Origin of the sequence: Algoriphagus limi (genome assembly GCF_024919275.1) — a bacterium.
GTDB classification, from domain to species: Bacteria; Bacteroidota; Bacteroidia; order Cytophagales; family Cyclobacteriaceae; genus Algoriphagus; species Algoriphagus limi.
In genome coordinates this window covers 1,499,604-1,521,921 of the sequence record NZ_JANWGH010000001.1, presented here as the reverse complement: position 1 = coordinate 1,521,921, position 22,318 = coordinate 1,499,604, and the positions used below count along the sequence as shown (strand labels likewise).

17 protein-coding genes are annotated in these 22,318 nt (G+C 41.1%); 6 read left to right on the top strand and 11 right to left on the bottom strand.

The features are described 5' to 3' along the window. Positions 1-22: 22 nt before the first annotated feature. Both NY014_RS06615 and NY014_RS06610 read right to left on the bottom strand, forming a co-directional pair. Positions 23-1,522, bottom strand: coding sequence for a lipopolysaccharide biosynthesis protein (locus NY014_RS06615; protein ID WP_259413770.1), 1,500 nt, complete (start codon positions 1,520-1,522; stop codon positions 23-25). Positions 1,523-1,537: 15 nt separating this feature from the next. Further along, a complete protein-coding gene (locus NY014_RS06610; RefSeq protein WP_259413769.1) occupies positions 1,538-2,323 on the bottom strand; it encodes an enoyl-CoA hydratase/isomerase family protein in 786 nt (261 codons plus the stop codon). A gap of 201 nt (positions 2,324-2,524) precedes the next feature. Here NY014_RS06610 and NY014_RS06605 point away from each other — a divergent pair, with 201 nt between their 5' ends. The 3 genes from NY014_RS06605 (at position 2,525) to NY014_RS06595 (ending at position 6,669) form a co-directional block, all read left to right on the top strand. Then, positions 2,525-3,979: an NADP-dependent isocitrate dehydrogenase gene (locus NY014_RS06605; RefSeq protein ID WP_259413768.1), complete on the top strand. Its 1,455-nt coding sequence runs from the start codon at positions 2,525-2,527 to the stop codon at positions 3,977-3,979. 325 nt (positions 3,980-4,304) lie between these two features. Then, a complete protein-coding gene (locus NY014_RS06600) occupies positions 4,305-5,594 on the top strand; it encodes a glycosyltransferase family 4 protein (protein ID WP_259413767.1) in 1,290 nt (429 codons plus the stop codon). Then, complete coding sequence (locus NY014_RS06595) at positions 5,575-6,669, top strand: DegT/DnrJ/EryC1/StrS family aminotransferase (protein ID WP_259413766.1); 1,095 nt, start codon at positions 5,575-5,577, stop codon at positions 6,667-6,669. The genes NY014_RS06600 and NY014_RS06595 overlap by 20 nt, the downstream gene beginning before the upstream one ends. 55 nt (positions 6,670-6,724) lie before the next feature. Here NY014_RS06595 and NY014_RS06590 read toward each other — a convergent pair whose 3' ends face one another. From NY014_RS06590 to NY014_RS06560, 7 genes are all read right to left on the bottom strand, one after another. Next, positions 6,725-7,540 (bottom strand): sterol desaturase family protein, encoded by an 816-nt coding sequence (locus tag NY014_RS06590; RefSeq protein WP_259413765.1) that lies wholly within the window; start codon positions 7,538-7,540, stop codon positions 6,725-6,727. An 857-nt stretch (positions 7,541-8,397) separates the two neighbouring features. After that, positions 8,398-9,399 carry a hypothetical protein gene (locus NY014_RS06585; RefSeq protein ID WP_259413764.1) on the bottom strand — a complete coding sequence of 334 codons (1,002 nt, stop codon included), beginning with the start codon at positions 9,397-9,399 and terminating at the stop codon, positions 8,398-8,400. Positions 9,400-9,584: 185 nt separating this feature from the next. Then, positions 9,585-9,941, bottom strand: coding sequence for a hypothetical protein (locus NY014_RS06580; protein WP_259413763.1), 357 nt, complete (start codon positions 9,939-9,941; stop codon positions 9,585-9,587). Positions 9,942-10,442: 501 nt separating this feature from the next. Continuing rightward, positions 10,443-12,485, bottom strand: coding sequence for an adenylate/guanylate cyclase domain-containing protein (locus NY014_RS06575; protein ID WP_259413762.1), 2,043 nt, complete (start codon positions 12,483-12,485; stop codon positions 10,443-10,445). Between the two features lie 326 nt (positions 12,486-12,811). Further along, positions 12,812-14,365, bottom strand: coding sequence for an arylsulfatase (locus NY014_RS06570; protein WP_259413761.1), 1,554 nt, complete (start codon positions 14,363-14,365; stop codon positions 12,812-12,814). A 161-nt stretch (positions 14,366-14,526) separates the two neighbouring features. After that, entirely contained in the window at positions 14,527-14,703 is a 177-nt protein-coding gene (locus NY014_RS06565) for a hypothetical protein (RefSeq protein WP_161971792.1), read from the bottom strand. A gap of 10 nt (positions 14,704-14,713) precedes the next feature. Further along, a complete protein-coding gene (locus tag NY014_RS06560) occupies positions 14,714-15,556 on the bottom strand; it encodes a VOC family protein (protein WP_259413759.1) in 843 nt (280 codons plus the stop codon). A gap of 121 nt (positions 15,557-15,677) precedes the next feature. Here NY014_RS06560 and NY014_RS06555 point away from each other — a divergent pair, with 121 nt between their 5' ends. From NY014_RS06555 to NY014_RS06545, 3 genes are all read left to right on the top strand, one after another. Then, positions 15,678-16,814, top strand: coding sequence for a DUF819 family protein (locus tag NY014_RS06555; protein ID WP_259413758.1), 1,137 nt, complete (start codon positions 15,678-15,680; stop codon positions 16,812-16,814). Positions 16,815-17,513: 699 nt separating this feature from the next. Beyond that, on the top strand, positions 17,514-19,604 hold the full coding sequence (gene pta, locus NY014_RS06550; protein WP_259413757.1) for a phosphate acetyltransferase: 2,091 nt from the start codon (positions 17,514-17,516) through the stop codon (positions 19,602-19,604). A 4-nt stretch (positions 19,605-19,608) separates the two neighbouring features. Next, complete coding sequence (locus NY014_RS06545) at positions 19,609-20,805, top strand: acetate/propionate family kinase (RefSeq protein WP_259413756.1); 1,197 nt, start codon at positions 19,609-19,611, stop codon at positions 20,803-20,805. An 8-nt stretch (positions 20,806-20,813) separates the two neighbouring features. On the opposite strand, the gene NY014_RS06540 is transcribed toward NY014_RS06545, so the two are convergent. Then, the gene (locus tag NY014_RS06540; protein WP_259413755.1) at positions 20,814-21,353 is read right to left on the bottom strand and encodes a methylated-DNA--[protein]-cysteine S-methyltransferase; all 540 of its coding nucleotides are present in this window, start codon (positions 21,351-21,353) and stop codon (positions 20,814-20,816) included. 63 nt (positions 21,354-21,416) lie between these two features. Then, a complete protein-coding gene (locus tag NY014_RS06535) occupies positions 21,417-22,283 on the bottom strand; it encodes a cation diffusion facilitator family transporter (protein WP_259413754.1) in 867 nt (288 codons plus the stop codon). Positions 22,284-22,318 lie beyond the last annotated feature (35 nt).

The following is a 22,318-nucleotide window of genomic DNA, read 5'->3' as shown; positions in this document are numbered from 1 at the left end:
GCTGGGCAAATCATCCCAGCATTTAACGCTTTTTAGAAAGATAATCTTGGATTTCTTTTTTCTCCATCAGGAAAAATAAAGCTACAAAAGGAATCAGTACTGCGTTTTTCAGGAAAAGTCCCAAAATCTCATTTTCGGGATTCCAATAAAATCCCAAATAGCTCAGCCCAAAAGCAACCAAAAGGTAGAAGATGTCTTTTCCTGTTTGATAGGGAATGGGATAAAATCGCTGTCCAAAATGGAAGCAGACAACGGACATTACCAAATAGCAGGCAAGTGTACTCAGTGCTGCTCCCATGTAACCATAAACCGGCACCAGGAAAATGACAACCGCAATACTTACGATTGCTCCAATTAAGGTGATCCAAAAGCTGTATTGAGTTTTATCGGTGATCTTAAACCAAATGGACAGATTAAAATAAACCCCCAACAAAAGATAGCCCATCAACAAAACCGGAACGATATAAAGTCCATCTGCATATCCCTCACTTCGAAGGAATAGTGGTCCCAGCCAATTCAGATTAACCGAAATGGCAATCATTAGAAATGCACAGAAAATAATAAAAGCATGCATCACTCTGGCATAAAGTTGGGGTGAATTTTTATTCTCTGATTCCCTGAAGAAGAAAGGCTCAGCTGCATATTTAAAAGCCTGGATCACCAAGTTCATCAAGATTGCTAACTTAAAGTTTGCTCCAAAAACCCCTGCAGCTGCCCGACTATCTAATCCCGGATAAAATCCTTCAGGAAGCACGTATTCAAACAAGAGTCGGGAAATGAGTTCGTTGGTCACTCCCGCCAATCCCATAAAAAGCAGGGGAAGGGAATAGCGCCACATGGGTTGGAGAATGCTTTTTTCTAGCTTGAATGAAATGAAACCTGCTTTCCACCAAACCAAGGGAATAATAAGACCATTAGCCAGTAAGTTGGCGAGAAGGATGTATTCAACTCCCCAATCCAATCGATAACCTAAAAAGCCTTCGGGAATTACTCCATTTTCAATCCAAACCGGGAAACCGATGATCAGAATCAGGTTGAAGCCAACATTCAAGGTGATATTGGTGAGCTTGGCTATTGCGAAAGTTACCGCCTTATTTTCCAATCGAAGTTTAGCGAATGGAATTGCCAAAATCGCATCGAATGTCAAAATCAGCGCTACCCAACGGAATAAATATTCCTGTCCGGGATAATTCATCCATTCCGCCAAAAGAGGTGCGAGCAGGAAAGTACCCGAACCCAAGAGAAGACTGGAAGTTATTAGCAGGCTTTGGGTATTATTGTAAACTCGCTGAGGAGAAAGGTTTTTACCCGTGGCAAAGCGGAAAAAGCTGGTTTCCATGCCATAGGTAAATATGATATTCAAAAATCCAATCAGGGCATATATACCCGTAAAGGCTCCCAAAGCATTTTTGCTGAGGTAGGCCGTGTAAACAATAATCAGTAAAAAGTTGATAGACCGGCCAAGGATACTACTGAGCCCATAAATGGCAGTTTGGCCGGCAAGTTTTTTGAGGTTGCTCATGGAATGGGAACCCCTTTATTCTCCCTTGAAAATCGGTTTGCGCTTTTCCAAAAACGCTGAAGTTCCTTCTTTGTAATCTCCGGATTTCACACAACGTGCAAAGCTATTTGCTTCGGTTTGGTAGCCGTTTTCTTCAGAAAGATAGACTGCATTCACACAATCTACGATCATTCCAATAGCCAAAGGCGCCTTAGACATGATTTTATGGATGATTTCCTCAGCCTTAGCCATTGCTTCTGCTTTGGTAGGGAGGACGTGATTAACTAATCCCAAGCTCAAAGCTTCTTCCGCGCCGATCATATCTCCTGTCATCATGAGTTCATTGGCTTTTCCTCGTCCTACTAATATGGTCAAACGCTGTGTACCTCCATAGCCCGGAATAATTCCAAGGTTTACTTCCGGCTGTCCAAATTTTGCGTTGGAAGTGGCCACTCTCATATGACAAGCCATCGCCAATTCACAACCTCCTCCAAGGGTAAATCCATTGGTGACGGCGATAACCGGCTTTTGACAGTTTTCAATCACAGAAAAAATCTCCTGACCATTTTCAGCAAATTTTCGGGCATTCACCTCGTTCAATTCGGCAATTTCCCGGATATCTGCACCAGCCACAAAAGCCTTTTCACCAGCTCCAGTGATGATCACAGCTTTGATGGCTCTATCTTCCATCACCCGGTCAAAAATCTCCCTCAATTCCTCCAATGTGGCGAAATTCAAAGCGTTCATTTTGTCTTCCCGGTTGATAGTAAGGTAGAGTACTCCTTCTTTTTGTTCAGTCAGAATATTTAGAAAACTGTCCATAGGAATTAATTTCTGTTCGAAACAAATATACGTCTAGGGCATTCAATCCCAAATTCATACTTTGAAAAATACAATTTCATTCTTGGGATTCAAACAAATTCTAATGACATCCATTAGTTCAATTTAATGATTTTCGGGCCTCTGTCCAGTATTTTTTCCTTACTTTTGCAGCATCAAATTTTAAACTAAACCTCAAAATATATGTCTTCAAAAAGAAAGATTACCGTAGCCTACGGGGATGGAATCGGTCCTGAAATCATGGAAGCCACGCTTCGCATTCTGGATGCTGCTGGTGCGCAATTAGAATATGATGTAATTGAGATCGGCGAAAAGGTTTATCTCAAAGGAATTTCCTCTGGAATGGAGCCAAAGGCGATCGATTCTCTACGTGAAACCAAAGTCTTTTTGAAGTCTCCTATCACCACTCCTCAGGGAGGAGGTTTTAAGTCCCTAAATGTAACAACCAGAAAATCTTTCGGTCTTTATGCAAACGTAAGACCTTGTAAGGCTTTCTCTCCGTTCGTGAAAACCAATTTCCCAAAAACCGACATGGTGATCATTAGGGAAAATGAGGAGGACTTGTATGCAGGAATCGAGCACAGACAAACTCAGGAAGTTTATCAGACTTTGAAATTGATCTCTGAGCCAGGTTCTGAAAAAATCATCCGCTATGCTTTTGAGTATGCTAAGAAATATGGCAGAAAGAAGGTGACCTGTATGACCAAGGACAATATCATGAAGTTGGCTGATGGTCTTTTCCATAAGAAATTTGATGAGATCGCGAAGGAATACCCAGAGATTCAAGCGGATCACAAAATCATCGATATCGGTACTGCGTTGATCGCTGACCGACCAGAAACATTCGACGTAGTCGTTACTCTTAACCTTTATGGTGATATCATTTCTGACGTAGCTGCTCAGGTGACTGGTTCTGTAGGACTTGGAGGTTCTGCTAACGTTGGTGAAGAAGTAGCTATGTTCGAAGCGATTCACGGTTCTGCACCAGATATCGCTGGAATAGGTATCGCCAATCCATCTGGATTGTTGAATGGAGCCATCATGATGTTGGTTCACATCGGACAGCCAGAGGTAGCAGAGAAAATCTCCAACGCTTGGATGAAAACTTTGGAGGATGGAATCCATACCGGAGATATTTATCAAGAAGGACTTTCTTCTAAGAAAGCTTCTACCAAGGAATTTGCTGACGCGGTAATAGAGCGATTGGGACAGAGGCCTGAGAAAATGACTCCAGCGGTATTCGGAGAAGATGCTACCGAGCCAATGAACATTAAACTGAAGCCAAAAGCTAAGCAGAAAAAAGAATTGGTTGGAGTGGACGTGTTTATTGACTGGGATGAGGACGGAAGAAATCCAAATATCATTGGTGAGCGCTTGCGAAAAGCCAATGCAGATGGATTGCAATTACACCTGATCACCAACCGAGGGGTGAAAGTATTCCCAGAAGGTTTGAAAGAAACTTTCTGTACTGATCACTGGAGATGCCGATTCAAGACTGCTGATCAAAAAGTTATTTCACACGATCACGTTTTGGATCTATTGAAGCAAATCCAGGACTTGGGCTTTGACTTTATCAAGACTGAGCATCTTTATACCTTCGACGGACAGAGAGGCTACTCACTTGCTCAAGGAGAATAAGGGAAAAACGAAATTAGAGATACGAAGTACGAAAAGGGGAAAGGAGACTTTCCCTTTTTTATTTACGATTTACGATGGATGGTTTAAGAACACTCCAATGGATTGGTATTCCTTTAATTGGCAGAATTTTTATAAATCGTCATCAGAAAAATAAAAACACTTGGAGGGTTTCCTGATTTGAGAAGAAATAATGAATGTCGAACGCAGAATGATGAATATTGAAGAATCACCTATAGCTTTCCAACTTTACCACTATCAACCAATCTTTCAATTTTTAAATCCCCCATTTGCACTTTCTGCCCGCTAACTAGTACTTTGTACAAGAATGAAAAAACGGGTTTTGATTATTACCTATTATTGGCCGCCGAGTGGAGGTTCTGGTGTGCAGCGCTGGCTGAAGTTTGCCAAGTATCTTCCTGAATTCGGTTGGGAACCCGTGATTTTTACTCCCGAAAACCCTGATTTCGATATTCAAGACCCTTCCTTGGAGAAGGAGATAAGCCCTGATTTAGAGGTGATCAAATTTCCCATTTGGGAGCCTTATGGGGTGTTGGGGAAATTGAGAGGAAAAAAGAAAACCCATCCTGCCCGCATTTTGGAGCAAAAGGAAATGAGCCTTTTGGAAAAGGCTGCGGTCTGGATTCGAGCTAATTTTATGGTTCCCGATCCCCGTGTCTTTTGGGTGAAACCTTCTGTGAAATTTCTATTAGACCTGTTGAAATCCAGTCAGTTTGATGCCATTATTACTACAGGGCCACCTCATTCCATGCATTTGATTGGGAAAGCACTGAAGGAGAAAACCGGAATTTATTGGATTGCAGATTTCCGTGACCCTTGGTCGGAATGGGAGTTTTTAGATACACTGCCTATGACTTCTTCTGTTCGAAAGAAGCATCAGCGATTGGAACAGGAGGTCTTGGAAAAGGCCGATCGAGTCATGACGATTTCTCCTACCTTCCAACGGGATTTATCCAAAATTGGAAATCGGAAAATAGACCTAATCACCAATGGTTTTGATCCGGATGATATTCCTGAAGGGTTTCAGGCCAAGAAAAGATCTGCAGAGGAATTTCATATCGTTTACACGGGAGTAATCGACTCGATACGTAATCCCATTCCATTTTTGGAAGCCTTAAAAGCCGAATTCGAAAAATCCAGCAATAATATCCTCCTGACTTTTGTAGGGAAGGTAAGTGAGCAGGTAAGGGATTTTGTGGCAAAGGATACCTGGCTTTCCAAAGCAGTTGATTTTCCTGGATATGTCACCCATCAGGAGGTTTTTGGCTTTTATGCAAAAGCAGATTTACTTCTTCTGATTTTGACGGATACCAAAAACGCTCAGGGAAATATTCCGGGCAAGCTATTCGAATACATGTCAACCGGTGTTCCTGTATTGGCATTGGGAGATCCGAATGGAGACTCTGCTCAAATTCTTAAGGAAAGTGGAGCAGGGCAGGTGCTCTCTTATGGAGATGGAGATCAAATTCGAGCAGTATTGCGAAAATGGGTAAATAAAGAAGCATTCAATCAGCCTTCCGCTCAAATTTCCCAATTTTCAAGAAAAGCGATTTGTGAACACTTAGCCCAGATTCTCGATGCAGATTCCATTTCTTGATCTCAGTCGCATGGATTCAGATCTTCAGGAAAGACTTCGAATGAAGTTTTCCCAAGTCTTGGAAAAAGGCATTTTCTCCGGTGGAGAGGAGGTTCAGATTTTGGAGAAGACTATCCAACAAAAACTCAATTCTCTTTATGCCATCCCCTGTGCCAATGGAACCGATGCCTTGGAACTGGCCCTTCGGGCTTTGGAGATTGGAGAAGGGGATGAGGTGATTGTACCGGCTTTGACCTGGGTAAGTACGGCTGAGGCTGTTCGAATGGTGGGAGCCAAACCTATATTCTGGGATACAGATGTAAATGGACTCCTTCGATCGGATTGGGTGGAGGCGATTACCCCAAAAACTAATGCCGTGATCCCTGTTCATTTGTATGGAAGGATGGTGGATATGAATGCTTTGGCTGAAGTAGCCCGAATCAAAGGGATTTCAGTCATCGAAGATGCTGCCCAAGCTTTTGGAGCTTTTCAGGATGGAAAAGCTGCCGGAATTTGGGGTTCCGTGGGTTGCCTGAGTTTTTATCCCACCAAAAATCTAGGTGCCCTAGGAGAAGCGGGCATGTGCCTGACTCAAGATGAGAGGTTAGCTGAAAAAATCCGCCTCCTTAGCAATCATGGGCAACCTAAGCGCGATGAGCATATGCTCGTAGGACGGAATAGCCGAATCGATACACTTCAGGCTGCTTTTCTTACCGTGATGCTGGAGGATTTTGAAAAGCAACAGCAGAAACGGAAATCCTTGGCCAAGATTTATTTGGAGGAATTGTCGGACATAGAAGGCTCGGAATTGCCTCAAGGCCTGATGGAATCCAATCACAATGCTCATCTTTTTGTGGTGAAATCTGACAAGAGAAATGAGCTCAGGGAGTTTTTGGCAGAACATGGAATAGGAACAGCCATTCATTATCCGCAGATCATTCCTGATATGGAGCCGTATTATATGGAGGGAGATTTTTCGAATGCTCGGACTCTTGCCAATCAAGGACTTTCCTTGCCTTTGAATCCTTGGCTAAAAGAGGAGGAAGTGGAGAAGATTACTGAAGCGATCAAATCATTTTTTACCAAAAAGTCCTAAAAAAACTCCCCGAGATTTTTCCCGAGGAGTTTGATAGAGAGTTGTGTTAAGTTAATTAATCTGTTTTTATGTTTTTATTCAAGGGAAGACCCAACTGATAGCGTAGGTCCTCATCTTTTGAAGGGTCGGTGACGTCAACTCCGTATTGGATTTTCTTTGTGTCATCATAGACGAAGGTACCAAAGAGTCTGTCCCAAATGGAGAAGATATTCCCAAAATTCGTATCGGTCCAAGGACGCTCATAGTGATGGTGGAACTTGTGCACATTAGGCGTGATAAAGACCAAGCTCAATGGCTTATCAATCCACTTTGGCAATTCAATATTCGCGTGAGTCACATAGGTAAAGAATACCGTGCAGATTCGGTAAAAGACATAAAAGGCCACCGGAATCCCGAAAATAATCACAGTCCCAATAGAGAAGAGCTCTCGGATGAAATAATCCCCGGGATGGTGTCTAGTACCTGTGGTAGCATCCACCTTCGTGTCACTGTGGTGAACCAAGTGGAATTTCCACATCCATCGAACCCGATGTAAAAGGTAATGCGCCACATACTGCGCAAAAAAGTCAAGGGCCATCACGGCGATTAGGAGCTCTGCCCAAAAGGGGAGTTCTACCCACTGAAGCAAACCTACCTTGGAGGTGCTGATCCAATAAAAAACACCCACGGTAGCCACGCCAACCAGCACATTAATCACCATGGACATGCTAAGGAATACCAGATTGATTCCGTCATGCTTGATTTTATTGTATTGATGCCGAACTAGGGGGATAACTAATTCCAAGGTCCAAACCAAGCCCAAACAAGCCACCACCCAAATCAACTTATAGAGGGCGGGTAAATCTTCAAAATAGGAGATAAACTGTTCCATACTCAACTAACTTGCTTCGAATATAATTGGTTTGGGGAATTTTTGCTTAAGGAAAGTTTCGTTGATACGGAATTGGGAGGGTAAGAAGTAAAATGTAAATAGTTATCGGTGCAGATTTCCAATTATGGGATTCAGGATTGCAAATCCTGAATAGCTTAGACATTATTTTCTGGGTGATCTTATCTCTCTTGCCGAGGTGAGTGTCTTCACTCACCACTTATCAATTACTTTTTTGAAATCCGTTTGTGGAGACCTGCCTGTGTCAAATGCAGGCATGAACGGTGGCAGAGCTAGCGAACACCAAAAGCTCCGTAAGAGCGATATGTTAATTGCCAGGGGTTTCAACCCCTGGATAAAAGGCGCCTAATAAACCAGCGCTGGCGCAGGATTTTTTGTTTGGAGATGGGAAATTAGAGCCAGCAAGATGGAAACGATTTCTTCATTCTTTTTTCTTGACAAAAAAGAATCAAAAAGTCAAGACGCAGCCAAGCTTCAGCCCACATAGCTTACGCGCACCCAGCTGCTGCGTCAGCCCACCGCACACGTTGGCTAAATTAATTTAGGAGTGGTCTAATCTTAAAAAGCTCCGTAGGAGCGAAATATCCATAGCCCCGGGTTTTAACCCGGGGTATAATGATCGGTAATATCTCCAGCGCTGGCGCACCTTATTGTGTTTGGAAATGTTGAATTAGTGCCAGCAAGATGGAAATGTAGCCTTATGTAGGATTCGGGATTACAAATCCCTAATAGCTGGATACTCAACTCAACAAGGATTTAGCTTTTGATATCTGAATTTTTTAAAACATAAAAAAGCCCCGACAAATCATTGACGGGGCTTGGAAGATGTTTTGAAAAACTTATCTCACCGCTTTGATCTGCTCTATGATTAAATCAGCGTAGGCATTGAGGGCTTTTAGTACCACTTCTTTGTATTTGGCTTCATCGGCCTTGATGACAAAGGTTCCGGTATTTCTGGTATTGATAGAAATACCTTTATTGATCTCCTCCGGAAAAGCTCCATTATAGGCATCGATTTCCGTCGCGTAGTTTTCATTGTAGAAGAGGTTTTTCAGCAAAAGGATATTCGCCATTTGCTTTTTCTCATTAATCAGGGTGAAATTGGTATTCACTAGCTTGGTTCTATCGGCAGAATTGGTTTGTTTGATAGAAATCTGCGGCATGACATTGGAACTTGTCTTGGTATTGATAAAGTCATAGCCAGGACCATAGCCATCGGTTTTCCATCTGGTTGCTTCTATGTCGAATCGGGCAAAATCCACAATAATGTCGTAAGAGTACACATCACTACCGCTTTCTTTGGCGATCTTGCTGTATGGTCCAGGTGTGAATACAAAATCAAAGCGATTGTAAGCCATTCCGTCGGCAGTTTTTACTTTCACTTGACCGATCAGTTTTCCATTATCTTCTGTTTTGCTGGCTTTTTCAGAGTTTTTGGCATAGGTAGGAGTTGATTTGAAAGCAGCGCTTTCAGTCAGCTCCAAACCGCCGATGGAAGCTAGTTTTTCCTGAAAACTAGCAGCAAATTCATCCGCGATTTCCTGACGCGTCTGATCACTGACTCCTTCAAGTACTGCCCATGCCGTTACGGTTTCTCTTCCCTGACCTTTACCAAGGAGTACTGCTCCACTAGTAATGTCCTTGAAGTGTATGGATCCCTTTACCAAGCCGGCCTTGGTGGAATTTTTGATCGGTTTATCATAAGCAAACTGGATATCCTTTTTTGGGTTGAAGTCATTAAAACTCGCGAAGGAAAGTCCTCCTCTCGAGGTGGCATTGTCTTGAGCTTGTAGGGAAAAGCTCATGGCCATTAGTGTAATGAGGGTTAATAGATTTTTCATGTCGTTAGTATTATTTAGGCACTAAGTATTCGGTAAATCTATTTACTCCATGAAAAAATCTAAATACGTCATTTGCCCTATATTCGATGTTTTGCCTTTTTAATTGCTTGAAAAGCAGGCTGAAAAATGGATTAAAGCTAAAAAAGGGTGTAGCAGAATACTACACCCGAAATCAAATTGACAATTTATTCCTCTATTTTTTCATAACTCACTCTGGCTTTTGCCTTGCCATCCCGATTTGGATCCAAGTACAATTCGTAGCCTTTCAGGAGCTTTACCTTTTTGACTTCCTTTTTCAAAATGGTAAGCTCTTCAATGATTTTTCCTTCCTTTTGAACACGAATATAAAACTCTCTTTTTCCGGTGTTTTTAACCACGGCATAGCAATCTTCTCCTTCAAAAGGATTGATGGTAGCGTCTTGACCGGGGCCCTTACCGGTCATGAGCATGCTTTGAGATGTGTCTAGTTCAAAATCAGTTTGGGCAAAAACTCCATAAGATGTCAGGAGGGATAGCGAGAATAATAAAAGTAGTTTTTTCATTTTCAGGATTTTATGTGATGGTATATGGTAACGGGTCCAGAGATGCATTGTTTCCTGAGCCTTATTTGACCGAGGTTAAAGAACCCTAAAAGTCCTGCTGAGAAGGCTACCTCTAAGGGAAACCAAATAGTCCATAAAAAAAAGAGGCTGTCTCATATTTGTCCTTTGTCATGTTGAGCGGTGTCGAATCGATGCCATTTGATCAACAAGAGACTTCGACTTCGCTCAGTCTGACAAAAAGGGGACTTTGAGATAGCCTCCAATAATGAAGGTTTTTATTGTTTACCCTCTTGTAGCTGTTTCATCAATTCTGAGAAGTCATAGGTAGCGGCTTTTTGTACAGTCGGGGAATATTTGTTTAATGGAAAAGGAAATATGAAACAGTATGGAAGAATTACTAACCTATGAGAATAAAAAGCATAGTAAAAAACTAGGCTAATTGGGGGGGGGATTATTTCATATGAAAAGTTTTTATCTCTTTTTTAATACTATAAATTAAATTCAAGCACTTTCAACAAAATACATTTCTATTTCCCCTTTGTTTTTTGCTCGTATTTTTCCGCGATAAAAACATATGAATTTATCTTTTATTAATTCATATGTTCTACCACTTATATTCACTTTTCCTGGCTCTCCAGCACTTTCCATCCTAGATGCTATATTAACTGCATCACCCCAGATATCGTATGAAAATTTCTTAGTACCAACGATACCAGCAACAACAGGCCCGGTGTGAATACCAATTCTCATTTCGAGTAGGTTTGTGCCTTTTTCTGAATTTTTATTAAACTTTTCTGAAATAGTTTTTTGTATCTCCAAAGCAGCCTTGATAACATCCTCAGCATGAGTATTATTTGCTACAGGCAAACCTCCAGCACACATATAGCTATCTCCAATAGTTTTTATTTTTTCTACATTATACTTGCCAATAATATCATCAAATGCCTTGAAGCATCGATCTATTTCATTTACAAGTTCCATTGGCGATAACTTTTCTGCTACCTGTGTGAAATTTTTAAAGTCAGTAAACATTATCGTCACCTCATCAAAAAAACGAGCATCAGAACTTCCTTTGATTTTTAGTTCTTCAGCTACTTCTGAGGGAAGAATATTGAGTAATAATTCATCACTAAGCTTTTTGTTTTTTTTGATTTTATTTCTTTGAATGAAAAAAACTGATGCAAAAACCAGTACAATTGAAAAGCCAAGGGTAGAAGCCGATTGAATTAGTTTCTGTCGTTGTAGCTCTTCTTGTGCAAGGGCGTCTTTTCTTTCTTGATCTGCTTTTTGAAGTGCTTCTTTTTTTTCAAATTCATAGGTCAAAGCCCTTCTTGTAAATTCTTTTGCTTTTTCCTGATTAAATAGTGAGTCCTTCAATTGTATAGCCTTTTTATAGTGAATCAAGGCTAGGTTGTGCCTGCCCGTAACCTCATAAAGGTTAGAAAGTCCTTCTTCCATTCTTCTCAAAATATCTTTCGCGCCAACACTTTCTGCAATTTGAACTGATTTTTGAAATGATTCTTCGGCCGCTTTAAAATTTCCGGTCTCCATGTAAACAAATCCAGAACTTCCTATCCAAATCGCTAATGCATATTTATCACCTAGTTCTTCAGCCATTTCAGATGCTCTGGAGAAATTCTTAAGGGCTTCAGGGTAGTTTTTTTGACCAAAATAGTGGTCGCCAATATTGCCAACGATTCGAATAACTTCTCTTTTTACACCTAGCTCTTCAGTAATATTTAATGCCTTTAAAGAATATTCGAGACTTTTGGAATGATCTCCAATTGCAGAGTAAGTATTTCCAATATTACCCAGCGTAGTAGCTATTCCTCCTTTGTCTTGCAGGTTCTCGTAAGATTTTAAACTTTCAAAATAAAAGGCCAATGCTTTTTCGTCCTCTCCCAAGTAACTATATAGGAGGCCAATATTTCCTCTATTAATAGCAATACCCCTTGTATCACCCAAATCCTCCTTTTTTTTCAAAGCTTTAAGGTAATATTCAAGTGCTTTTGGATAATCTCCTATTTTATTATAAATATTACCAATATTGTTTTCATGCTTTGCGATCATACTCTTATCGCTAAGTTCTTCCGCAAGTTTGAGGGCACTTAATTGTGTTTCTAATGAACTTTCAAAATTTCCCCGGTCTTCATAAACAAAGGATATTACATTCAGTGCCTCTGCTTGCCCGCTTTTATTGTCATCGATTTCGAACAATGCCAGTGATTTCTGGCTCCAGGCCAAGGCTGTGTCAAGTTCTCCCATAAATAATTTTAGGGATGCTCGGATCAAAATCGCATCTGCCATCCCTTTTTTCCAATTTTTGGCTTGAGCAAGTTGAAGGGCTTGGGTACTTAAAATGAAAGAACTGTCAAGATCACGAAATCTATACTCCTTTGCGATTTGATTGAGTTGTATGACTTTGGTGGTATCATCTTTTGCTTCATTTATAAGCCTTTTTAATGAATCCATTTTTGATTCCTGAGATAAGCATACCGATTGAATCATGCTTAGCAAAAATGTTAGAAGCTTTAATTTTTTCATTTAAAAAAACATTATTCCAAATTTTTTTTGGAAAATAGCACATTATACAGTCGAATTAAACTTTAGCCCTTTAATTTTTGGGTAGGTTATTTTTTGAAAATAACAAGAAATAACATCCAAGGTTAATTATATTTAATTGTGTCCTCTTTTTGGGAATTTTTGTTAATCTCTTCCTTCCAATTGAATTCCTAACCTGCTTCGGTATTGCGCCTGTTTCTAAAAAAAATTCATAGAGCAAATCAATTTTCACTTTGAGTTTTTAAAATTTACAATTCCTCCCCAAGACTATTTGGGGTGGAATTGTAATTAAAGTATAGGATTTTATTTTATTGTTTACCCTCTTGTAGCTGCTTCATCAATTCTGAGAAGTCATAGGTAGCGGCTTTTTGTACGGGAGGGTAATCTACAAGGGATTGAATGTGCTCACCGAGTAGCTCCTGAATTGGCTCGTTGATAAATTGTTTTCTTTGAATAATATCTGACCGATCAGTGATGTTATCAAAACTCTCGTAGGGATCAAAGTGGATATTATACATAATCGGAAACTTCTGTTTCTGGTAAGGTGCGTAGTAATTTTCACTTGTTTCAAAGTGTAATTTCCACTGATTAATCCTTACTGCACGAATACCCGATTCGTGATAGTAAATAAAGTTATTGCGCTCACTTTCATCACTTTTGCCTAGCCAGTAATCCAGGTTGTTGACTCCATCGATATACTGTTTGCGCTCTTTTTTCATTTTTTCTACCACATCCGGTACTCCTGCTGCAGCCGCGAGGGTGGTGAAGATATCCATGTGAGATTGAATTCCTCTAAGTACTTTGCCTTCAGGGATGTGACCTTTCCACATGACCATCATAGGTACTCGAACACCGCCCTCGTAGGTTGTCATTTTTTCGCCTCTAAATGGAGTGGTTCCACCATGTGTTCGGGCACTATGTTCAGGGCCATTATCGGTAGAATAGATAACGATGGTATTTTCAAGAACACCCATTTTCTCAAGTTCTTCCAGAATCATTCCTACCTGCATGTCATGTTCCATCATACCACTTCCATAAAAATCATGCTCTGTGGTATAAGGAGCTGCTAGGTATCTGTTTTCTGGTTTGAGATGGGTAAACATATGCATCCTACTTGGGTTCAGCCAGACGAAGAAAGGCTTATCATTCTCCTGAGCCCTTTTCATAAAATCAAAGGAAGCTTCTATAAACTCTTCATCTACGGTTTCCATTCTTTCTTTTGAAAGTTGGCCCGTGTCTTCAATTCGCTGTTTTCCAACTCTTCCAAATCGAGGATCTACGGTTGGATCATCTTCATCTGTAGCCCAAGTATGAAGTACACCTCGTGTTCCATATTTTTTAAAGAACTCAGGGTCTTCTGGGTAATCAACTTGCTGATATTCTTCCTGAGTATTTAGATGGTAAAGATTTCCGAAAAACTCATCAAAGCCATGGACAGTTGGGAGATGCTCGTTTCGATCACCCAAGTGATTTTTACCAAATTGTCCCGTGGCATAGCCTTGTTCTTTTAGAACTTCAGCTAGGGTTGGAGATTCCTTTTTCAAACCCAGTTCGGCACCGGGTCTTCCTACTGTGGTCATCCCGCTACGAATAGGATACTGTCCAGTAATTAAGGCAGCTCGACCTGCAGTGCAAGAAGGTTGGGCATAATGTTCGGTAAACATGATTCCTTCTTTTGCTATTCGGTCAATATTTGGAGTGGTATAGCCCATCAATCCGTGACCATAGGCGCTTACATTGCTCCATCCTACATCATCAGGGAAAATAATTAGGATGTTTGGTTTTTCTTGGGCTATGGCTTGGAGATGAAAAAAACATGCGACCAATGCCATTAGAAGCCGAGAGGTTGATTTTGAATTCATAGTAAAATATTTAATGTAATTCGATAATTGTTTCTTGGATAGTTAGGGTTTTTAAGTTGTCCAACTGAATAAATACCCAATAAAAAGTGTGAGCATTATTTTTCCTTATTAAGAGAGTAATGCTCACTATTGTTATTTAAACTTGAAATCTGAAGTTGATTTTACCATCTATACCCACCTCCATACATGCCGACATTCACAGAAGGAGTGACGCGCATGCCATAGGGACCACCGCTAAAGTTTAATCCAACTCCTCCAGTCATATGCATATTGGAGCAGGCTGGTAAAATCATGGAAATGCCGATGATTGCTATAAATGTGATGATTTTCTTTTTCATGATGATCGAATTAAGGATTGTAAACTTGAAGGGCTAAAGGAGCACCGGTTGGGTCAAGGATAATAGCCACAGACCCATTTCGGATACCTGCATTTGGTTCGAGTAAAACGGTAGCACCACTTGCTTTTGCCTTTGCCAAACTCTGCTGTACATCAGCAACCCGGATGTATGGAAGCCAGTGAGATCGAACATTTTCAGCAGGGTTGGCCAGCATTCCGGCACAATTCATATCACCCATTTTGAAAACGGTGTAATCGATGGTGCCTTCCTTTCGCATCTCTGTTTCATAGCCTGCGATTTCAGTATAAAAATCATGAGAAGATTGAGTGTCATTGGACCAAAGTTCCATTCCCAAAAAGGAATTATGTTGGGCGAGTTTTGGCTCGGGATCACCCTTCGCCAAATTGATCAGTGAAAAATTCGCTCCCTGAGGATCTTGAATAAAGGCGACTGTTCCCTGATTTTCTACTGCAACGGGTTTATTGAGAATTTTTGCTCCTAAAGATTTTGCTTCTGAAGCGGAAGCGTCTACGTCTGCTGTTGAGATTGAGCCGATCCATTCTCCGGAATTGTTGTCGCTGTTATACCTAGCCATTAAGCCTACAGGTTGATCTCCGTTTTTGAAAACCCAAATTTCCCGGTTTTTATCTCCATAAGGAATGGTAGTCCATCCGAAAACCTCCTCGTAGAAATTTTTCGAGACTTCAGGATTAGGGGATGCGAGATTGTACCAAACCACCCGGCCATGATGATAACCCGGAGTGGATATTTCTGTCAAAACAGGAGGAGCGGCACTGGGACTACAAGCAAAAAGAATGAAGCCAGCGCCTAGGGCGGTTAAAAATTTTTTCATAATTAAAGAGTTGAATATCAAAATTTAACTAATCTAAGTTGAAAATTCAATGGATTTAGCATTTCCTAAATAATTTGATAGCTGGTTTAGTATAAAAGCCAGTATTCTCTATTTTTCCATTATGAGTTTCCAACAAGATCCCATTTTCATCGCTGCCGTTCTTTGCCTAGGGGTTTATTTTGCCATTTGGCTGACCCGATTTTCATGGGGAAGGACTGTGGGAACCCCCATTTGGGCCATTTTGATCTGTGCTGTTTTTGCCAATGTAGGTTTAATTCCCTCTGCCATGGAAGGTAGCCCTGTTTATGATGGGGTTTTTCAATATGTGGCTCCATTGGGGATATTTATTGCTCTTTTGGAGGTGGATTTGAAAAGTTTGAAAAATGCAGGGATTCCACTTTTACTCATGTTTGCCATAGGTACCGTGGGTACAGTTGTGGGAGTGATGGTGTCCTGGTTTTTAGTAAAACCTGAAGCTGCGATAGGAGAATTGGCAGGAGCAGTGGCCGGGATGTACACGGGAACTTACATTGGTGGAAGCATTAATTTCAATGCAGTTGCTTTGAGTTATGGAGTGAATGAACAAGGAGCCCTTTTCGCAGCCACGACCGTGGTGGATAATTTGATTGGTACGCCTTGGATTATTGCCACCTTGATCTTGCCCAAATACCTGCAAAAGCTTTTCCCAAGAAAGAAATTAAAGTCTGCTGAATCAGGTGAAAAAATTCCTCAGGTGGAGGCCATCTCCATGTCTTCCTTGGCTTCGATTTTTGCTTTGGGTTTGATGGCTATGATTATCAGTAAGGTGGTTCAGGTTTATTTTCCTGCTATTCCTGAGATTATCACCTTGACGACACTAGCCTTGATTTTGGCCCAATTCCCATCCGTTCAGCAATTGCAGGGAAAACATACCTTGGGATTTTTTATGATTATCCTTTTCCTCGCTGTGATAGGGACGCTCTGCGATATTGGAGCACTTTCAGGGGTGGAAGAACTGGCAGGAACGCTGATGCTTTTTGTAGGTTTACTGGTTTTGATTCATGGCTTGTTTGTGTTTGGAATCGGTTCCCTATTGAAGATGGATTGGGATGTGATAGCTGTGGCTTCACAGGCCAATGTGGGAGGAAATACTACCGCCATTGCTGCAGCGGAAAGTCTTAACCGGCCTGATTTGCTAATTCCCGGGGTCTTGGTAGGAAGCTTGGGAAATGCTTTGGGGACTTATATAGGATTTTTGGTTGCGGGAGGGTTGAGTTGAAAGGGTTGTATAGTGGTAAGGTTGGAAGGCGTTAAGGTGGCAAAGTTGGAATGTTGTAAAGTGTAAAAGTTGTAAAGTGGCAAAATTGGAGGTAGGGGATTCCACATCATCATTCGACATTCTACATTCATCATTCGATATTATTCCCTTTTTCAAAAACATCAACTTATCACACTAATTCTTAATTAATTATTCATTCCTGGTTTCTCTACCTATCGGAAGATGGCCATCTTGCTGGGACGAGATATTCGTGTTTCTACCATGTAATGAGGCCCAGCGCTGTTGAGGTATTTTTCTTTTGTCCCGAGGTTAAAACCCCGGGTTATTATGATGTCGCTCTTTCAGAGCTTTTTAGATATTTTCTCTTTTCTCAAGCTTCGTCCATCCAACATCGTAAATCCTACTTCATTATTCATTATTCGACATTCATCATTCATCATTTTTTCATAAAATATGAAACCCTCCAAGGGTTTTTCTTTTTCTGATGAAGAATTTTAAAAATTACTCAAATTACAGGAATACCAATCCCTTGGAGGGTTCGCACATCGTAAATCGTAATTAGTAAATCTCAATTCATCATTCCTCATTCTCAACTCTTCATTCAAAAAATCCCCTTGCGAACTGATCTTTGTCAGGTATTTTTAGGGATACCCTGTCCAATTTTGTCTTCGATAAAAATCGAATTTTTATTTTCATACTATGACTAGTGCAATCTATTTAACTACCACAGAGCCGTTTTCCGGGAAATCCATCTTTGCCTTAGGGCTTATGAATATGCTGGCCAGTAAGGCGGAGCGATTAGCTTATTTCAAACCTATCATTTCAGGAAGTAAAAAATCCCGGGATCGGAGGTTGGAGTTAATTTCCAAGCAGTTTAATCTTACGCAAAGCTACGAGGAGATGTATGCCTTTACTCGTAAAAATGCAATCAAGGAGATCAATAATCGGAATGAGGCTTACCTGATAGATAGTATCATTGAGAAGTTTAATATCCTGAAGGACAATGCAGATTTTGTGGTTGTGGAGGGCACTGACTTTACGGATGTCAACACAAATGTGGAGTTTGATGGGAATATCACCGTTGCCAAAAACTTGGGGATTCCAGCAGCAATTATCCTAAATGGAGCAGATCGTTCCACTTCAGAAATTGTGGATTTGGCTTTGGCTAGTGCCAATAGCTATTTGAGCAGGGGAGTGCAGGTTTTGACTTTGATCGCCAATAAGGTTCAACCCAGCAAATTAGATGAGGTGAAAAGGAGACTTCGCTATGTGCTTCCTGAAAGTATACTTGTGAATGTTATTCCTTCCCATCAGCAATTGAGCAATCCAACCATGGGAGAAATCATGGAGTCTTTGGGAGCGAAGTTGCTATTTGGAAAAGAGTTTCTAACCAATCGCGTAGATCATTCTATCGTGGGGGCTATGCAGTTGCATAATTTTTTGGATCGCTTGGATCAAAATACCTTGGTGGTAACACCGGGAGACCGGGGAGATATTTTGGTAGGTTCGCTTCAGGCAAATATTTCCCGGAATTTTGGAAAAGTAGCAGGGGTGATTGTATCAGGTGGTATGTATCCGGAATCAACCATTGTAAAGTTGATTGAAGGATTGGAGACGGTGGTGCCAGTTCTTCAAGTCGAGGATGGGACTTTCATGGTTGTAACTAATGTAAATCAAATTCGGGCTCGAATTGCTCCCAATGATAAGGATAAGATTGCGTTGGCTATTCGATTGTTTGATTCACATGTGGATGAAAAAGCCCTTTCAGAACGGATCACTTCCTTCAATTCGACTATTTTAACTCCTCGAATGTTTCAGTATCAGATTGTTCGAAGAGCTAAGAGTCATAAAAAGCACATCGTTCTACCTGAAGGAAATGACGAGCGGATTCTGAAAGCTGCTGATATGTTGCTTCGACAAGAAATTGTAGAATTGACCATTTTAGGTGATCGGGATGAAATTCGAAGCAATATCTCCAAGCTCAACCTATCCATGGATTTGGATAAGGTGAATATCGAGGATCCAGCAATATCCCCAAGCTTTGAGGATTATGCGATGACACTTTATGAACTTCGAAAAAACAAAGGACTTTCTTTGGCAACTGCTCGTGATTTGATGCATGATGTGTCCTATTTTGGCACCATGATGGTTTATAAAGGAGATGCGGATGGGATGGTTTCAGGTGCTATTCATACTACTCAGCATACCATTCGCCCTGCTTTGCAATTTGTCAAAACCAAGCCAGGTGTAAATACTGTTTCCTCTGTCTTTTTCATGTGTTTACCGAATCGGGTTTCTGTTTTCGGAGATTGTGCAGTAGTTCCAAATCCGACTACAGAACAGTTAGCGGATATCGCCATTTCCTCAGCTGAATCAGCTCAGATGTTTGGGATTGAACCTAAAATTGCCATGCTCTCTTATTCCTCTGGTTCTTCAGGGTCTGGTGAGGAAGTGGAAAAAGTGAGGGCTGCTACCGAATTGGTGAAATCAAGAAGACCGGATTTGAAAATTGAAGGCCCTATCCAATATGATGCGGCGGTAGATCCTGTAGTTGGAAAGCAAAAGCTTCCAAATTCAGAGGTGGCAGGTCAGGCCAGCGTTTTGATTTTCCCGGATTTGAATACCGGAAATAATACCTACAAAGCCGTACAGCGGGAGACAGGTGCCATCGCAATCGGGCCTATGCTTCAAGGACTCAACAAACCGGTCAACGATTTGAGTCGAGGCTGTACTGTCATCGATATTTTCAACACGGTTGTTATCACTGCAATCCAAGCTCAAGAATCCTAATGCTATGAATGTTTTTGTGATTAATTCAGGCAGTAGCTCCATCAAGTATCAATTGATCAGCATGCCGGAAGAAAAAGTGATTTGTTCTGGCATGGTTGACCGAATCGGGCAGGAAGGTTCCCGGGTGGATTACCGGGCTTTTTCAAAGAAGGAGCCTATAGAATTTTCCGAAAAAATGCTGATTTCTGATCATTCAGCAGGATTGCAGGAAGTAGCAAAATTGCTTATTGATCCAGAAATCGGAGTGATTACCGATCCAAGGCAAGTGAAGGTAGTTGGTCATCGAGTGGTTCATGGTGGGGAGAAATTTGCAAGTACCCAACTCATTACTGAAGAAGTTAAAGCTAAGATCAAAGAACTTTTTCCTTTAGCACCTCTTCATAATCCCGCCAATTTTCTGGGGATTGAAGTAGCTGAGAAGATTTTCACCGATGCTAAGCAGGTAGCGGTATTTGATACAGCTTTTCACCAAACTCAACCACCGGTTGCTTTTCGAATGGCTATTCCCAATGAATTCTATGAAAAGCATGGTATTCGAGCCTATGGATTTCATGGAACGAGCCATAAATATGTTTCCGAAAGAGCTCGGGAATATTTAGGGAAGGAAGGAAAACGTATCGTCAGCATTCACTTAGGAAATGGCTGTAGCATGGCAGCGATTGAGGATGGAAAGTCCATTGATACCAGTATGGGATTCGGACCAATGAACGGCTTGGTGATGGGAACCCGCGTGGGAGACATAGATCAGTCTGTGATCTTTCACTTGGCTCAGGAATTGGGTTATTCCTTACAGGATGTTTTCCAGATACTCAATAAGAAAAGCGGAATGTTGGGCTTGACAGGATTCAGTGATATGCGGGATATCCAGAAGAAATATAATGCTAATGATCCTGAGGCCAGACTAGCTTATCATCTCTATGCCTACAAAATCAAAAAATATATCGGTTCCTTCGCAGCAGTCTTGAATGGGCTGGATGCTATCATTTTTACGGGAGGAGTTGGTGAAAATGACCGTTTGACTCGTCAATTGGTTTGCCAAGGGATGGACTATTTGGGAATTGAATTGGATGCAGGAAAAAATGCAGGGCCTAAACAGCCGGTACAGGAAATTCAATCTGAGAATTCACAGGTTAAATTGCTGGTTATCCCAACCAATGAAGAATTGGAAATTGCCAAGCAAAGCTTTGAATTGTTGAATTAAATCCAGCTTTAAAAGAATTTCAATTGGGCTTTGTCAGTTTGTGTTTCAGCTTTCTCAAGTTTGAGAAGTTTCTTTTTGGCTTCTAGTCCTCCGGCATATCCAACAAGGCTTCCATCCGAACCGATAATTCGGTGACAGGGAATTAGGATTGAAATTGCGTTTGCACCATTGGCTGAAGCCACGGCTCGGATGGCATCAGTATTTCCCAAATCCTTCGAAAGTTGCAGGTAGGAGCGGGTTTCTCCGTAATGTATTTCAGTCAGTTTTTTCCAAACTTCTTTTTGAAAATCTGTGCCAAATGGTAAAAGTGGGATATCAAATTGGGTAAGATCCCCTGCAAAATAGGCTTCTAATTGACGGATGGTTTCTTTGTTGATTTCACTTTCTCCTTCTACAAATTCAGCTCCCAAGCCTTTTCGAATCCGCTCATCAATGGGCGCACGCATTTTTCGGTATTTCCAGTCGCAAAGGCAAAGTTGATTGTCGAAAGAACCTAAGATTAACTCTCCAACAGGACTTTTAAAGGAGGTGGTGTAGATGGATTTCATGGTAGGAAATTACCGGATTTAATTGGGTATTCGGTTTTTTCGTCACCCATTGTCAAATAAACCTTAGAAAGGCTCAATATGAATCAGGATGTGTCCCAATTCAGGGAGTTCTAACTTTAGTGTGTCTTTCAGGTTATGAGCGATATCATGGCCTTTTTTAACACTCAAATCTCCATCAACACTCGCGTGGAGGTCTACATGGTATTTCATCCCTGCTTTCCGGATATAGCATTTCTCGGTTCCTTTTATTCCAGGAACTTTGGAGGCGATTTTTCGAATTTCTGCTGTGAGTTCCTCGTAATTATTTTCATCCATTACTTCACCCAAAGCAGGTCGGAAAATCAAATAGCAATTGTAAAGAATGAAACCACTGGCGAATAGGGCAGCATAATCATCGGCTACTTCAAAACCTTCTCCTCCAATCACTGCAATCAGGATTCCAATAAAAGCAGCTACTGAGGTTATGGCGTCGCTTCTGTGATGCCAGGCTTCTGCCTTAAGTGAAGAGGAATGAAGTTTCTTACTTCTGGAAAGGACAATTTGATAAGAGATTTCTTTCCAAAGAATAATTGCTCCAAGAATCCCTAACGTCCAATATTCAGGGGTAGGATGAGGGTTTTGGATGTTTTTTATCGCTTGAAAAGCAATGGTGGCAGCGGATACAATTAGAAAACCCACAACCATAAAGGTGATAAGAGCTTCTGCTTTTCCATGGCCATAGGGATGGTTATCATCGGCAGGTCTTTGGGCATATTTTAACCCAAAAAGCACTAAAATACTTGAAAAAACATCTACCAATGATTCGATGCCATCGGCAATGAGAGCAAAGGAATTTCCAAAAATGCCGGCTAAGAATTTTATCCCAGCAAGTAGGATATTTCCCAACATGCTGAAATAAACGGTTCGAATGGCCAGCTTACCTGTTGACATCAGGTTTATTGTTTAAAATGAAAAGTAGGGAAAGC